Source organism: Psychrobacter sp. CX90 (assembly GCF_057396305.2).
Genome location: NZ_CM182008.1, coordinates 2,640,712 through 2,656,607 on the forward strand (window position 1 = coordinate 2,640,712; position 15,896 = coordinate 2,656,607).

Below are 15,896 nucleotides of genomic sequence, written 5' to 3' on the forward strand. Positions count from 1 at the left end.
CCACATGAGCAGCTAAATCTCAATGCTTTATTTATAAGTGCTTGTCGTTTCTAGTAAAATTAGCGACAAACATAATGTTATAATTATGAGATTTCTTCATATCTTATAATACTGACTTTAATTGTACTATTTCATTAAGCCGACATTTTATGAACTTTGAACAAACTTTTAAAAATATAGATGATTTGCTCTACAAAGACTCTGGCGCAGATAGCGAACTCGACTACATCGGTCAGACCTCATGGGTGATGTTTTTACGTTATTTGGACGAGCTTGAGCAAGACAAGGCAGACGAAGCCGAGCTACGTGGTGAAGATTACTCGTATATTTTGGACGACAAATACCGCTGGCAAAACTGGGCAATGCCAAAAGATGCCGACGGCAAGCTTGACCATCATACAGCGATGACAGGACCCGACTTGGTGCAGTTTGTTGACTACGAGTTATTCCCCTACCTAGCAGAGTTCAAAAAATCAGCAGACAATCCCAAAACTATCGAATACAAAATCGGTGAGATATTCTCGGAACTCAAAAACAAAATACAAAGTGGTTATATCCTGCGTGAAGTATTGGAATATGCAGACGAGTTACCGTTTCGTGCGTCAAAAGACAAGCACGAGCTGAGCCACTTGTATGAAACCAAGATTAAAAACATGGGTAACGCTGGGCGTAACGGTGGACAATACTACACGCCAAGATCTCTTATTCGTGCCATGATACAAGTGATAGACCCTAAGATTGGCGAGACAATTTATGACGGTGCAGCAGGGTCATGCGGGTTCTTATGTGAGTCATACGAGTATATCTATGAGCGTATGGAGAAAACCACAAGCAATCTAAAAACACTGCAAGAAGATACGCTATACGGCAAAGAAAAAAAGAATCTCGCCTATGTAATCGGTATCATGAATATGATATTACACGGAATAGAAGCGCCGAACCTGATTCATACCAATACGCTCAGTGAAAATATCCGAGATATTCAAGAAAAAGACCGTCATCATGTGATATTAGCCAATCCACCTTTTGGCGGCAAAGAGCGTAAAGAAGTACAGCAGAACTTTGACATCAAAACGGGTGAAACTGCCTTTTTATTCTTGCAACACTTTATCAAAAGCTTAAAGTCGGGCGGACGCTCGGCTATTGTGATTAAAAACACCTTTTTAAGCAATACCGATAACGCCTCTGTCGCCCTGCGTCAACATTTATTAAACACCTGTAATCTGCATACGATTTTGGACATGCCAGCAGGCACGTTTACGGGCGCTGGGGTAAAAACGGTGGTGCTGTTCTTTACCAAAGGCGAGCCAACCAAAAATATTTGGTACTACCAACTGGATGCGGGTAGAAACTTAGGCAAGACTAATCCACTTAATGACAACGACTTAGCGGAATTTATTGAGCTAAAGCCCAAAAAGCCCGAAACCGAACAATCTTGGACATTTAATGTTAATGATTTAGATGAAGATACGCTAGATTTATCACCCAAAAACCCGAATTTGCCCGAAGAAGCCCCGTTACGTAGTCCAGAGGATATATTGGCAGAAATGCGGGCACTGGACGATGAAACCAGCGAGATATTGGCTCAAATACAGGAGTTAATATAGATGTTTGAGGTTAAGAAATTCGGAGAGGTTTGTGAATTTGTTAGAGGTCCGTTTGGTGGAAGTCTTAAGAAAAATTGCTTTGTAGAAAAAGGTTATGCTGTTTACGAACAGCAACACGCAATTTATAACCAATTCACAAATATTAGATATTTTATTACTGAAGAAAAATTCGATGAAATGAGAAGGTTTGAGCTTAAACCTAATGATTTGATTATGAGCTGTTCTGGGACGATGGGTAAGGTTGCTATTGTTCCAGATGATATTCAAGAAGGTATAATTAATCAAGCTTTATTAAAGTTAACGCCGAAGGATATCATTGATATAGAGTATTTGAAATACTGGATGAATAGTCCAGATTTTGATAATCGTATTGAAGAAAATACAGTAGGCGCAGCAATTAAAAATGTAGCTTCGGTTAAAATCCTGAAACAAATTGATATTCCAATCCCACCACTCGAAGAACAAAAACAAATCGTTGAAATTCTTGATGAAGCGTTTGAGGCGATAGACCAAGCTCAAGCCAATATCAACAAAAATATCGAAAACGCTCAAGAACTGTTTCAATCCAAACTTAATGATATTTTTAGTCAAAAAGGTGAAGGTTGGGAAGAGAAAAGTTTGGGTGATTTGAGTTTTTTGAAAAGTGGTGGCACACCTTCAACAAACAATCCGACTTATTGGGCAGATGAAGGAATAGCATGGTATTCATCTGGAGAATTGAACGATACTTATACAAAAGAACCTGAACGTTATATTACAAATTTAGGTTTAGAAAACTCGAATGCGAAAGTATTTCCAAAGGGTTCGCTACTTATTGGGATGTATGATACTGCTGCTTTGAAAATGTCAATTATTGATAGAGACGCAACATTTAATCAGGCTATAGTAGGCGTAGAGCCTAATCATAATTTAGATTTAAACTTTATAATGCTTTCAATTCAGTCTAAAAAATCAGATATTCTCAAATTGAGAAGAGGTGTTCGTCAAAAAAATTTGAATCAAACTAAAATTAAAGCTATCAAGATTCATTTACCTAAATTATCAATTCAAAGAGACCTTGTATCTAAAATTAATGAAGTTAGTTTACAATTGAATATATTAAAAGACTATTATAATCAAAAAATAGACACCCTCAAAGACCTAAAGAAATCAATCCTACAAAAAGCATTTGCTGGAGAGTTGACGAATAACTAGCAAACTATTACTCACTAAATCAGTGTTTCATTTATGAATACAGAACAATTAAAAGCCTTATTGGTTGACTTACATCCCGTTCTGGGCTTAAATCTTATTTGATGGTTATTTGATAATTGTCGTCATTTATGAGGATAAGGCCTTTAATAGCAATAGATTGCTTTTTGATGGTTATTTGATTGAAACACTATGAACGAAGCGCAAACCAAACATGACTTAATCGAACCTGCACTACGTGCCTCAGGCTGGGGCGTAGTAGAAGGTAGTCGTTTGCGCTTGGAGTTCCCAATTACCAAAGGTCGACTGATTGGTCAAGGCAGGCGAGCCAAGCCGCTCTCTGCGGACTATGTCTTAGAGTACAAAAACAGACGCATTGGCGTGGTCGAAGCCAAAAAACGAGACGAGTATTACACCCAAGGACTAGGGCAAGCCAAAGACTATGCTGAGCGCTTAAATATTCGCTTTACCTATTGCACCAATGGCTTAAAAATCTATGGCGTGGACATGCAAACAGGGGTAGAAGGTGATGTATTAACCTTCCCCACCCCCGATGAGCTATGGGAGATGACCTATCCTGCCCCAGTAGATAATGACAAGGTCGAGATAGCCAACTGGAAACAGCGCCTATTTGACATACCCTTTGAAGACCGTGGCGGTACATGGCAACCTCGCTATTATCAACAAAACGCCATTGCCAAAGTGCTAGAGTCGATAGCAGAGAACCAAGATAGGATACTACTCACCCTAGCCACAGGCACGGGCAAAACCGCCATCGCCTTTCAAATCGCCTGGAAGCTGTTTCATGCCAAATGGAACTTAAGACGAGACGCCAGTAGACGCCCACGCATTCTGTTTTTAGCCGACCGCAATATATTAGCTGACCAAGCGTTTAACTCATTTAACGCCTTTGATGAAGATGCCTTAGTACGTATCAAACCTGCCGAGATTAAAAAAACAGGACGTATTCCCAAAAATGGCAGTGTATTTTTTACCATTTTTCAAACCTTTATGAGCGGACCCAACGACTCACCCTATTTTGGCGAGTATGAACCTGATTTTTTTGATTTTATTATCATTGATGAGTGTCATAGAGGCGGTGCAAATGATGAAAGCTCATGGCGAGCCATTATGGAATACTTCTCGCCTGCGGTTCAGTTAGGCTTAACCGCCACCCCAAAACGTGATGTCAATGCCGATACTTATGAGTATTTTGGCGAGCCTGTCTATAGTTATAAGCTAAAACAAGGCATTAATGATGGGTTCTTGACCCCATTTAAGGTTAAAGAAATTGCCACAACTATTGATACTTACACTTATACGTCTGATGACACGGTAGAAGGCGATATTGAAGAAGGTCGAGAGTATACCGAAGCGGACTTTAATAAGATTATTGAAATCAAAGCTAGAGAGGAGTACCGAGTTAAAAAGTTTATGGATTTGATTAATCAAAACCAAAAAACCTTGGTATTTTGTGCTACCCAAGTTCATGCCGCAGCGGTTAGAGACTTAATTAATCAATACGCTACCAGTAGCAACCCAAACTATTGTCACCGAGTTACCGCTGATGACGGCAAAATTGGCGAAAGACACTTACGTGACTTTCAAGATAACGAAAAGATCATTCCCACTATTCTGACCACCTCGCAAAAGCTAAGTACAGGCGTGGATGCACCAGAGATTAGAAACATCGTACTCATGCGCCCTGTTAACTCTATGGTGGAATTTAAACAAATCGTGGGTCGTGGCACACGTTTATTTGATGGTAAAGATTACTTTACGATTTTTGATTTTGTTCATGCGCACGAGCATTTTAAAGACCCTGAATGGGATGGTGAACCGTTAGAGCCAGAGTCTCCTACTGGTGGCGGTGAAAAACAGCCCTGTAATATTTGTGGTGAGCGCCCTTGCGTGTGTGAAAAGCCAGAGCCTGAAATCTGCAATGAATGTGGCAATGCCCCTTGTGTCTGCGAAAACCCGCCTAAAAAGATGATTAAAGTGACTTTGGCAGATAACAAAGTGCGTGAGATTGACTCTATGGTAAAAACATCGTTTTGGAGTCCATCTGGTAAGCCAATATCCGCTGTGGAATTTATCGAACAGTTATTTGGTGCCCTGCCTTCGTTTTTCCAAAATGAAGACGAACTACGCAAAATTTGGAGCTTGCCAAGCACTAGACGCAAGCTACTAACTGACTTAAGCGAAAAAGGCTACACCAACTCACAATTAGAAGACTTACGCCATTTAATTCATGGTGAAGACAGCGACCTATTTGATGTATTAAGTTATGTGGCTTATCACAAGGACTTAGTGCCAAGGGTAGAGCGAGCAGGTAAAGCCAAAATTTATTTAAATGACTACAGCAAAAAACAACAAGACTTTTTAAACTTTGTCTTAGAGCAGTATGTCCAACAAGGCGTTAGTGAACTTGACGATGCCAAGCTTCCTGATTTATTGGAGCTCAAATATCAAGCAATTGCAGACGCTAAAAGAGAGCTTGGTGATATAAAGACCATTAGAAAAACGTTCATTACCTTTCAAGAGCATTTATATGAAGAACCAAGGGTTAGTTAAATGCGCATTTTATAGAAACTTAGCTTCATTAATAGTTTAAGCACCACCAATTATAAACATTTAATGCCCTATGCCCTAACAAGGCTTCTTAGCCCCGATAGCAGCGGATATACTGCTGGGGTTAGCAAGTTGCGGGTGCTTGGCATTGGGTGGCTCGCGAAGCAAGAGACACACAATGGCTTAGCGCACCGCCTTGCTAAGACGAGCAGATAGTAGCGGATAGCGGGATTGGCTACTTATTATCCACTGGGTTTATGGTGTTAAGATTTAACTGGCTACAAACCTCTCCCTACCCCCAAAACAACACCAATACACAGACCACGGCCAACACGATACCTAGCATGTTGAGCTTACTCAACGTCTCTTTAAACGCAACCACACCGACTAAGGTTGCCACCGCAATCACCCCAACATTCATACCGGTAAATACCACGCTTGGCGAGTCAGCTAACGTCTGATGGGCTTTAATGTAGGCATAAATATTGCCCATATTTAGTGCGCCTAATATCAAACCTGAGGCTAATGCCTTGCCATTCCATTGGGTTTTGTTAACCAGCAAATAGATAAATAGCAACACGCCTGCCATGCCAAATGCCAGAAATAAGGTCAAGGGGAAAGCAGCGCCTTGTTTGGCCACTTGTTTGAATAAAATATCAATGACACCATATCCTAACCATACGCCCAGCAGCCACAGGCCAACAGGCAGTTTGTCTAGTTTAGGTGTCGCTGGTTTTGATGGTAAGACGCTGGAGGTCAGATTGTCTAGCTCATTTGGCTGTAGGCTTGACGCTGTACTAACCTCAGATTGACGGGTAACTAAAGCGATTAACGCTAAGAAACCAAGCACAATGCCTAAGGTGCGCTGCGGGGTAAGCACCTCTTGAAACAGGACGAAGGCAGCGCCAATGGGGATAATCAACGACAGACGCTGCGCCGCATCGGTGGCAATAATGCCGACTGATTCAATAGCACGGCCTAAAATCACAAAGATTAACGGCAGGAACACCCCCAATAACAGTATAATGCCCCATGCGCTGCCAAGCTCAACTACGCCACTAATATCAGGGCGCAAAAGCAGCCAAGTGAGTAAGAAGGCAACTGGATATCCTGCGACGATGGTTTGACGGATATCGATGCCTTTTTGGCGCAAGACTTTAAGTAGCACCGACACCGAAACACTGCAAAGCACGGCGATAATAAGATAAGTCATAAGAATATCTCTAAAGCGATGAATGTAACAATATATTTCACACTTAACAACTCGTTTGTGGTTTAAGTTGTCTAGCGCAATCCTTTATACCTTTTATGCGCTGCCCAGATACTTATACGCTCTAACAACCTAGCCCTTAATAAGTTAATAAACTAAATAGGCTAATTGGTGAATCAGAAACTGAGTAGGGTAAGACATTATTTTGCTCTGCATTCTGAATGGTAATTATATAATGAACAAGCTATTCCAATTTTTTGAAAACCGCCTCTCTGCTTTTCCAGATACTAAAATCCCTCTGCCAAAGGAAGGGTTGTTTAAATTCTTGTGGGCATGTACTCACGGTCTACGCGGGTGGCTTGTGCTGTTTATGATACTGACCGCAGGTATCGGTGTCTATGAAGCCTTGCTATATGCATGGATTGGCGACCTTGTCGACTGGATGGGTATTTATACACCCACCAGCCTTTGGCATGACAAAAGTGATACCTTAAAGCTCATGTTTGCGGTTCTCATTTTGAGCCCATTTTGGGTGGGTTTGTCGGCTCTAGTGCATTTTCAAGTCATCCAAGGCGTGTTCCCGATGCAAATGCGCTGGCGATTTCATAAGCGCATGCTTGGTCAGTCGATGCAATTCTATCAAAACGAATTTTCGGGACGTGTCTCTGCTAAGGTCATGCAAACGGCATTGGCAGTGCGTGATACGGTCATTACCGTTGTCGATATGATGACCTATGTCCTGGTATTTTTTGTGACCAGTGGCATCATTTTATTTAAACTAGATAGCTTGTTACTGATACCCTTTGTACTTTGGTTGCTCATGTTTAGTGCCACGCTGTGGTACTTCTTGCCGAAGCTTAGGCAAACTGCCAGTGTTCAAGCCAATGCCCGAGCGCTTATGACAGGGCGTATTACCGATGCTTATGCCAACATCATGACCGTCAAGCTGTTTAGCCACTCTCGGCGAGAGCTGGGCTATGCAAAGTCAGCAATGAGCCAGTTTTTGCAAACGGTACATGGTCAGATGCGCTGGGTAACGTCACTAGAGTTTGTCAATCATTTGGTCAGCGTGACGCTCATCGGTAGCAGTGCTGGAATTGGCTTGTATTTATGGCAAAGAGGCGATGTGGGTGTGGGCGCTCTGGCGGTCGCTACCGCAATGGCACTACGTTTAAATGCATTAACGCATTGGATTATGTGGCAAATGGCCAGTCTTTTCGAGAGCATTGGCACCGTGCAAGATGGTATCCGTACATTATCCGCACCACAAAATGTCAGGGATGCCCCGAACGCCAAAGAGATGGTGGTCCATAATGGTCATATTAAGTTTGAGCATGTCGATTTTGGTTATGAAGGTACCGACTTGAGTATTGCCACGGAAGCGTCTTTGACCACTCCTAAAGGCAAGCTACCCAATAAAAACTTTATCAAACTGCTCGATGATTTTAACCTAGATATCAAGCCTGGGGAAAAAATTGGTCTGGTGGGCCGCTCAGGGGCAGGCAAATCCACCTTGGTCAACTTGCTGCTAAGGTTTTATGACGTCGACTCTGGCAAAATAACCATTGATGGTCAAGCCATCGATGCGGTCACTCAAGAAAGCCTACGTCAACAAATTGGGATGGTTACCCAAGACACCTCTTTGCTGCATCGTACGGTACGTGAGAACATTGCGTATGGTCGCCCCACCGCCACCGATGCCGAAATTATTGCGGCCTGTAAACAAGCGCAAGCATGGGACTTTATTCAAGATTTAAATGACGCCAAGGGCAATAAAGGACTCGATACGCAAGTAGGCGAACGGGGCGTTAAACTGTCTGGCGGTCAACGTCAACGTATTGCCATTGCTCGAGTCATGCTCAAAAACGCCCCTATTTTACTACTAGATGAGGCAACCAGTGCCCTTGATAGTGAAGTTGAGCACGCCATTACTGAAAGTCTAAACACCATGATGGAAGGCAAAACAGTGATTGCCATTGCACATCGGCTTTCAACCATTGCTGCTCTGGATCGTTTAGTAGTTATGGATCAAGGACACATCATTGAGCAGGGCAGTCATGATGAGCTACTGGCTAAAAATGGAGTATATGCAGGATTGTGGCACCGTCAAAGTGGAGGCTTCCTTGGAGACGATGAAGGCGTGAGGGCTATATAAACACGTAATGGAACATCTATTAATGACTTCGTCTATCGTGTCTAGAAACAGAGTCTATACGACAGCGTCTACGTTTTAATATGAAATATGCACTCTTTTGGCATAAACTATCTAACAAATAAATTACTTATCAGCTTAATAGTTATTAAGTCAAGTCTGAAATATTCTTGTTCCTTTTAACCTTACGCCATTTTTAGTGTCTATTGAACATTCAAATATATTACTGTTTATCTCATTTAAATGATAAGTGGTAAACATCTACTATAGTCAATTCGCAGTAATATGACGACATAGGGTACATGGAGATATTTTCGCAGTCTCTGGAACCGCGTACAGCCAACAAGAAAACATCCCCTTGAGCCATTATCTGCTGTGGTACTTGTAGAGTAATTTGACCATATCTACTAACTAAAAGAACAACCCAACCCACATGCCCAAGATAGATATGGCGCTTTATCTGTCCTAATTTTGCCTTAATTTTGTATAGGAACCATTATGAAGAAGTTATGGATATTGATTCCACTACTCGCTGCAGTCGCTATTGGCTTTTATCTTTGGCAACACTATCAATCAGGAGATGAGCTACCTGAGGGCATTATGGGCTCTAACGGGCGTTTAGAGTTAGAACGTTTTGATATTGCCAGCCTAAACCCAGGGCGGGTTGAGCAGATTATGGTAGAAGAAGGCGATGAGGTCGAGCAAGACCAAATTCTGGCTAAACTGTCTTCTTCACAAAGTGAAAGTCAGTTAATGGCTGCTCAAGCTGCCGAAGAACGGGCTCAGCAGATGGTCTCACAAGCACAAGCTGGCCGCAAGCAAGGCGAACAAGCGGTCGCCCGTGCTCAAGCAGAGGTTAGTGCACGACTTGAACAACAAAAGGTTGCCAAGATGGAGCTAGATAATGCACATCAAATGCATCGAGAAAACCTTATCTCAACCTCCGAGCTCAATAAACGTCAAGCTGAATACAATGCAGCAGTGTCTGCTGTTCAAGCCTCAAGAGCTGCTCAATCAGAAGCCATTGCTGCAGTTAGTCGCCTCGATGCACAAATTTCAGAAGCACGAGCTGGCGTTTCACAAGCCAAGGCACAAGAAAATGCAGCGGCTTCTGCAAACGATGATATGTATATTCGTAGCCCAAAATCAGGCAGGGTGGAATATAAAATTGCTAAGGAAGGCAGTGTGATTGCTGCAGGTAGTAAAGTGGTCAGTCTGTTAGACACTGAAGATGTATTTATGAATATCTTTTTACCTAATGAACAGATGAGTCCTTTAAAAGTGGGTGATCAAGCCCGCATCGTACTTGATGGTATCGATAAAGTGTGGCCAGCGCAAATCTCTTTTATAGCTTCAGAAGCCCAATTTACACCTAAGTCTGTTGAAACACAAAACGAGCGTGAAAAGCTGATGTTTAAAGTACGACTCAAGCTCCCTGCCGATGTCGCTAAACAGCATAAAGGGTTGCTTAAAGGGGGGATGACGGGTATCGGCTATGTTCGCCGCAATGCTGATGTGTCATGGCCTGAGTTCTTATCAGTGCAGATAGAGCAACCTAAACAATCGTCTACACCGTCTTCTAAAGCATTGTCTAACAAACAACCTAAACAGCAATAGCTCGCTTTGGCAATCAGTCACAACTTTAAAACTGTATTTTTTAGCTCTATCAACGGGTGAACAAATGAGACAAGATGAGCAAGATGACAATAACAGCCAAACAACTGCTGTAGAGTTACAGTCGGTGTCCCATCATTATGGAGAAACCACCGCTTTAGATGACATCTCCTTGTCTATCCCAAAAGGTGCCACCGTGGGGCTTATCGGTCCAGATGGTGTGGGTAAATCAACATTATTGTCGCTGATTGCTGGGGTAAAAATCATTCAAACGGGATCAGTAACCGTGTTTGATAAAGATATGGACAATAAAGCGCAGCGAGAAGAACTGTCGCAGCGTATTGCTTTTATGCCGCAAGGCCTAGGACATAACCTCTACCCCACTTTGTCGGTTTATGAAAACATTGAGTTTCATGCGCGCTTATTTGGGTTAAATTCCAAAGAACGCAAACAGCGTATCAACCGTTTGTTAGAAGCCACAGGATTGTCCCCTTTTCCTGACCGACCTGCTGGCAAATTATCAGGCGGTATGAAACAAAAGTTAAGCCTATGCTGTGCGTTAGTAAACAACCCAGATTTACTGATTCTTGACGAACCGACAACAGGAGTTGACCCCTTAGCAAGACGCCAATTTTGGACATTAATTGAGAATTTACGTAGCGAACGTGAGGGTATGACTGTATTGGTTGCTACAGCATATATCGATGAAGCTGAAAACTTCGAGCACTTACTGGCGATGGACGATGGCAAGTTATTAATCGACCAACCGACCAAAACGGTGCTAGAAGAGTATGACGTTGACTCTCTTGAAGCCGCTTATATTAAGCTGTTGCCCGAAGATGAGCAGAACAAGGCTGGCAAGCTAGAAATTACCCCATTTGAACCAGACCCAAACTTGCCCCCTGCTATTGAAGCCGAAGGGTTAACCAAACGATTTGGTAACTTCACTGCGGTGGATCATGTTGGCTTTCGTATTGAAAAAGGTGAAATTTTTGGCTTTCTTGGATCTAATGGTTGTGGTAAATCAACCACCATGAAAATGCTGACCGGATTAATTGAGAGTAGCGAGGGGTCGGCAAAACTGCTGGGGCAATCCATTGATGCCAATGACAAATCGACAAGAATGCGTGTTGGCTATATGTCACAATCCTTTTCTCTTTATACCGAGCTCACTGTGCGGCAAAACCTTGAGCTCCATGCCCGTCTCTACCACATAGAAGGGCAAGAAGGTAAGCAAGCGGTAGAGGAGATGCTGGCACAGTTTGAGTTAAGAGAAGTCGCTGATACCCCACCGGAATCACTATCGCTAGGTATGCGTCAACGATTGCAATTAGCCGCCGCCTGCTTGCATCATCCAGAGGTATTAATCTTAGACGAGCCCACCTCAGGGGTAGACCCCGCAGCTCGTGATATGTTTTGGCAACACCTACTTAAGCTGTCTCGTGACGATAAAATCACTATATTCGTCTCAACCCACTTCATGAATGAAGCCGCTCGTTGTGATCGGATATCCTTTATGCATCGTGGGCGGGTACTTGGGGTCGGAACACCGCAACAACTAACCGAGAATAAACGGGCTGATTCTCTAGAAGGGGCGTTTGTTCAGTATTTATTAGACGATGAAAAAGAGAATAACCCAGAGGAGGCCTCTGTCAATCAGCAAAAGTTAGAAGCTGATCTAGAAGCAAAGCCTTCGCAAGAACCTATAGAAATTGAATCTACTAAAGATCGTACAAAAACACTGCGTTATTGGTTTGCCACACTTTGGACATTTGCAGGACGTGAAAGTAAAGAGTTGCTACGCGATAGAATTCGTCTCTTTTTTGCGGTCGCCGGACCCGTGCTATTAATGTTGATGACAGGCTGGAGTATCTCCTTTGATGTTAATAACTTGCCATTTGCAACTCTCGATCAAGATCAGACTTCTCAAAGTCGCCAGCTGGAAGAATACTTCTATGGCTCAGAATACTTTATATCTCAGCCACCTGTACACTCCATAGAGCAAGCCGAACAAGTCATCAAAAGTGGCGAAACTTCCTTAGTTATCGACATACCTCCTGACTATGGAAAAGACTTGGTTGCTTTCAGACAGCCTGAAGTTAGTTTCTACGTCGATGGCTCATTACCCTTTAATGCCTCTAACATTGAAGGGTATATTGGAGGCATCATGACTCAATATATCAAAGACCGCGTTAAAGAAACGGGTCTGCCCGTGGACATAGAGCCAAAAGCATCAATGGTGCCACGCTTTATGTACAATCAAGATTTTAGAAGTATCAACGCTGTTGTTCCCAGCGTCATGATGATGGTTTTGATGCTTATTCCGGCTATGATGACGGCGCTTGGCGTGGTGCGTGAGCGTGAAATCGGCTCAATCTCCAACCTTTATAGCTCCCCTGCCAGTGTCGCTCAATACCTCATGGGTAAGCAATTGCCTTATGTCGCAATCGGTATTATAAATTACTTATTATTGGTGTTACTGGCCATATTTGTCTTCAAGGTGCCCCTTAAAGGCTCATTTACTGCCATGTCATTGGGCGCCTTACTACTGGTATATGTTTCTACGGGTTTGGGATTATTGGTTTCAAGCTTTGTTCGATCTCAAGTAGCGGCACTGTTTATTACTGCCATTGTCACACTCATTCCAACTATTAACTATTCTGGATTGCTATACCCTCTATCTAGCATGAATGGTCTTGCACACACGATAGGGGTTAGCTTCCCAGCTTCTTGGTATCAGCGTATCAGTATCGGGGGCTTTACGAAGGGTTTGGGTTGGTCGAGCTTTATAAGTGAATACGTTATTTTAGCGCTATTTGCTATGGTCTATATTACCCTCTCCTGTATTTTCCTCAAAAAGCAGGAGGTATAAAGTGCGCTTTTTAAAAAACTTATGGAGCTTGACCATTAAAGAGCTGCGTAGTCTCTCCAAAGATGTGATGCTGGTGGCTATGATTGGCGTTGTATTTACCGTAACCATTTATACAGTCTCCGAAGGCATTAATACCGATGTGCGTAATGCGCCCGTAGGTATTGTCGATTATGACCGTACCACACTTACCCATCAAATACGTGACGCCCTGCAACCCCCTTATTTTAGAAAGCCTATCGATGTCAAACGTGAGCAGGTTGACGAATTAATGGATAAAGGCGAACTTATTTTTGTGATTGAGTTTCCACCAGGGTTTGAACGTGATGTATTGGCAGAACACAAGCCACAAGCCCAGCTTTTAATTGATGCCACAACCATGACCCAAGCGGGTATTGGGCAAGCCTATATTAGCCAGATATTTAACCGTGAAGTCAGTGACTTTTTACAACAAGCAGACCCTCCCATGGCGGCTAAGCCCGTGTTAAACGTTCTGTTTAACCCTAATGGCGAAAGCCGTTGGTATATGCCCGTTATGGAAGTGGGTAATATGATTACTTTGCTGGGCATCGTGCTCTCTGGTGCAGCCGTTATTCGTGAGCGGGAGCGTGGTACCATCGAGCATTTGTTGGTTATGCCAGTGAATGGTTCAGAAATTGTTTTATCAAAAATACTGGCCAATGGTATGGTCATTTTATGCGCCTCCATGCTGTCGATGGGTGTTTTTATTCAGCATGTGCTTGATATTCCGTTAAACGGTTCATTGTTACTATATGGAATTGGCGTGGTGGTCTATTTATTTTCCATCTGTTCATTGGGCATTATGCTGTCTACCATTGCACCCAGCATGCCACAGTTTGGACTGCTAATGTTACCCATTTTTGTTGTGGCGTTACTTTTTTCAGGCTCCGCAGCACCGCGCAGTAATATGCCAGAGTTGGCACAGATGATAAGTGAGTATTGGCCAACCACACAGTTTGCAACTTTTGCTCAAAATGTCTTATTCCGTAATGCTGGCATTGATATTGTATGGCCTGAACTCATGGTCATGCTGGTAATCGGTATCGCATTTTTACTGTTCGCTTTAGTCCGTTTTAAAAGTATGCTTGAGCGCTTAGAGTAATCAGCTTTAGCATTAAAAATGAATCGTATCCTCTGCTTTACTAGGAGCTGTATGGCATTCAAATAGACCTTAATACGACCTCTTTAATAAGGATCAAGCTATGTCCTCCTTTGCTAAATTTACAACGTTAAGCACCTTAACCTTATTTATTTGTGCTTGTCAAACCCCTCAAAGCACACAAATCGTCCGTACCAGTGACATTCCTCTTCCGTCTAGTTTTAGTGAGGCTGAAGCCGCACAAGGCAGTCAAGATATTACCAATTGGTGGCAACATTGGAATGACCCCGTCCTAACCTCACTCATTCAACAAGGGTTGCATAATAGCCATGATATCCGTATTGCGCAGAGCCGCTTACAGGAAGCTTGGTCCATTCAACGTTTGGCCAATGCCAACTTAGGTCCTCAAGCGGGGATCGGTGCTTCTACGGGGGTTGGTAAGGGCTCTCTTGAATTGTCTGAAGATCAACAAATCAATCAATTGCTTGGGCCTGCTGCATCTGTCATAAACAGCCGTCATGACGTTGTTAGTAATTATGGAAGTATTGGATTTTCAGCTTCTTGGGAGCCTGATATTTTTGGCCAAAAACAAAGTGATGCCGATGCTGCACTTTATGCTGCCATGGGTATGCAAGAAAGAGTTTATGGTGCTCAGCTGTTGGTTGCCAATCAAATAGCAGAACATTATTTAACAGTGCAGGCGACTGAACAACGCTTAAAAATAGCGGATCAAAGCATTGCCACCTTGACTCGTTTTGAGCACTATGTACAAGCGCGATTTAACGCCGGTCATATTACGATACAAGAAGTTAACAACATCAAAAGCAAGCTCAATGCCGTGCGCGCTAAAAAAAGCACCTTACAAGCGGAGCGTGATGCACACGTTCGTAGTATTGCAGTTCTTATAGGTCAAACCCCTCAAAACTTTGCTTTGCCCAAATCAAACCAAAATATACTTACCCATCAACCAAAAGCACCAAGCGGGCAAACACCTACTGGGTTATTAGAACGCCGTCCTGATATTAGAGGGTATGCTGCCCAAATTAAAGCCTATTCAGCACAGCTTGCCAGTGCCGAAGCCGATTTACTCCCACGATTCTCTATTAACTTTTTGGGTCAAGGTGGCCGTATTGAGGTGGACAGTGATATTCCCGCTTTAAAAGGTTGGGGTAGCCTGTTGAGTGTGGGCATTAATGTGCCAATATTTACCAATGGCCGTATTCAAGCCAATATCGATAGCGCTGATGCGCGCTTGCAAACCGCCTTATTACAATATGATCAAAGTCTACTGCGTGCGCTTGGCGAGGTCGATAGCGCCTATCAAACACACCGCGCATTAGAGAAACAAAACGAATGGTTACAGACGGCTTATCAACATGCCCAAAAACGAGCAACAGATTCACAAAAGCTGTTCCGTTACGGGCACCAAACATTGGACAAGGCCTTAGAGGCAGAGCTTGAAGCGGAAGAAATGCAAGAACGGTTAGTACAATCTCGACTCGCCCGTGCCACAATGCTGTTAAATTTATACAAAGCACTGGGGGGTGGCTGGCATAGTTGAC

Annotated in this window: 9 protein-coding genes; 8 read left to right on the top strand and 1 reads right to left on the bottom strand. The window is 43.0% G+C overall.

Annotated elements, in window-relative coordinates; all coding sequences use genetic code 11:
• The first annotated feature begins 149 nt into the window (after positions 1 to 149).
• From AC2SLN_RS10520 to hsdR, 3 genes are all read left to right on the top strand, one after another.
• The gene (locus AC2SLN_RS10520) at positions 150 to 1,607 is read left to right on the top strand and encodes a class I SAM-dependent DNA methyltransferase (protein WP_486549221.1); all 1,458 of its coding nucleotides are present in this window, start codon (positions 150 to 152) and stop codon (positions 1,605 to 1,607) included.
• Entirely contained in the window at positions 1,608 to 2,801 is a 1,194-nt protein-coding gene (locus AC2SLN_RS10525) for a restriction endonuclease subunit S (RefSeq protein ID WP_486549222.1), read from the top strand.
• A gap of 189 nt (positions 2,802 to 2,990) precedes the next feature.
• On the top strand, positions 2,991 to 5,372 hold the full coding sequence (gene hsdR, locus AC2SLN_RS10530; protein WP_486549223.1) for an EcoAI/FtnUII family type I restriction enzme subunit R: 2,382 nt from the start codon (positions 2,991 to 2,993) through the stop codon (positions 5,370 to 5,372).
• A gap of 289 nt (positions 5,373 to 5,661) precedes the next feature.
• Here hsdR and AC2SLN_RS10535 read toward each other — a convergent pair whose 3' ends face one another.
• Entirely contained in the window at positions 5,662 to 6,582 is a 921-nt protein-coding gene (locus AC2SLN_RS10535; protein WP_486549224.1) for an EamA/RhaT family transporter, read from the bottom strand.
• Positions 6,583 to 6,814: 232 nt separating this feature from the next.
• On the opposite strand from AC2SLN_RS10535, the gene AC2SLN_RS10540 reads away from it, so the two are divergent.
• The 5 genes from AC2SLN_RS10540 (at position 6,815) to AC2SLN_RS10560 (ending at position 15,895) form a co-directional block, all read left to right on the top strand.
• Positions 6,815 to 8,734: an ABC transporter ATP-binding protein gene (locus AC2SLN_RS10540; protein WP_486549225.1), complete on the top strand. Its 1,920-nt coding sequence runs from the start codon at positions 6,815 to 6,817 to the stop codon at positions 8,732 to 8,734.
• 495 nt (positions 8,735 to 9,229) lie between these two features.
• On the top strand, positions 9,230 to 10,348 hold the full coding sequence (locus AC2SLN_RS10545; protein ID WP_486549226.1) for an HlyD family secretion protein: 1,119 nt from the start codon (positions 9,230 to 9,232) through the stop codon (positions 10,346 to 10,348).
• Positions 10,349 to 10,412: 64 nt separating this feature from the next.
• A complete protein-coding gene (rbbA, locus tag AC2SLN_RS10550) occupies positions 10,413 to 13,217 on the top strand; it encodes a ribosome-associated ATPase/putative transporter RbbA (protein ID WP_486549227.1) in 2,805 nt (934 codons plus the stop codon).
• A gap of 1 nt (position 13,218) precedes the next feature.
• Positions 13,219 to 14,337 (top strand): ABC transporter permease, encoded by a 1,119-nt coding sequence (locus AC2SLN_RS10555; RefSeq protein ID WP_486549228.1) that lies wholly within the window; start codon positions 13,219 to 13,221, stop codon positions 14,335 to 14,337.
• Between the two features lie 100 nt (positions 14,338 to 14,437).
• Positions 14,438 to 15,895 carry an efflux transporter outer membrane subunit gene (locus AC2SLN_RS10560; protein ID WP_486549229.1) on the top strand — a complete coding sequence of 486 codons (1,458 nt, stop codon included), beginning with the start codon at positions 14,438 to 14,440 and terminating at the stop codon, positions 15,893 to 15,895.
• Position 15,896: the final 1 nt, after the last annotated feature.

Excerpts from the sequence above, each read along its gene's own strand:
- AC2SLN_RS10520 (WP_486549221.1), top strand. The coding sequence starts at position 150 with ATGAACTTTGAACAAACTTTTAAAAATATAGATGATTTGCTCTACAAA.
- AC2SLN_RS10525 (WP_486549222.1), top strand. The coding sequence starts at position 1,608 with ATGTTTGAGGTTAAGAAATTCGGAGAGGTTTGTGAATTTGTTAGAGGT.
- hsdR (WP_486549223.1), top strand. The coding sequence starts at position 2,991 with ATGAACGAAGCGCAAACCAAACATGACTTAATCGAACCTGCACTACGT.
- AC2SLN_RS10535 (WP_486549224.1), bottom strand. The coding sequence starts at position 6,582 with ATGACTTATCTTATTATCGCCGTGCTTTGCAGTGTTTCGGTGTCGGTG.
- AC2SLN_RS10540 (WP_486549225.1), top strand. The coding sequence starts at position 6,815 with ATGAACAAGCTATTCCAATTTTTTGAAAACCGCCTCTCTGCTTTTCCA.
- AC2SLN_RS10545 (WP_486549226.1), top strand. The coding sequence starts at position 9,230 with ATGAAGAAGTTATGGATATTGATTCCACTACTCGCTGCAGTCGCTATT.
- rbbA (WP_486549227.1), top strand. The coding sequence starts at position 10,413 with ATGAGACAAGATGAGCAAGATGACAATAACAGCCAAACAACTGCTGTA.
- AC2SLN_RS10560 (WP_486549229.1), top strand. The coding sequence starts at position 14,438 with ATGTCCTCCTTTGCTAAATTTACAACGTTAAGCACCTTAACCTTATTT.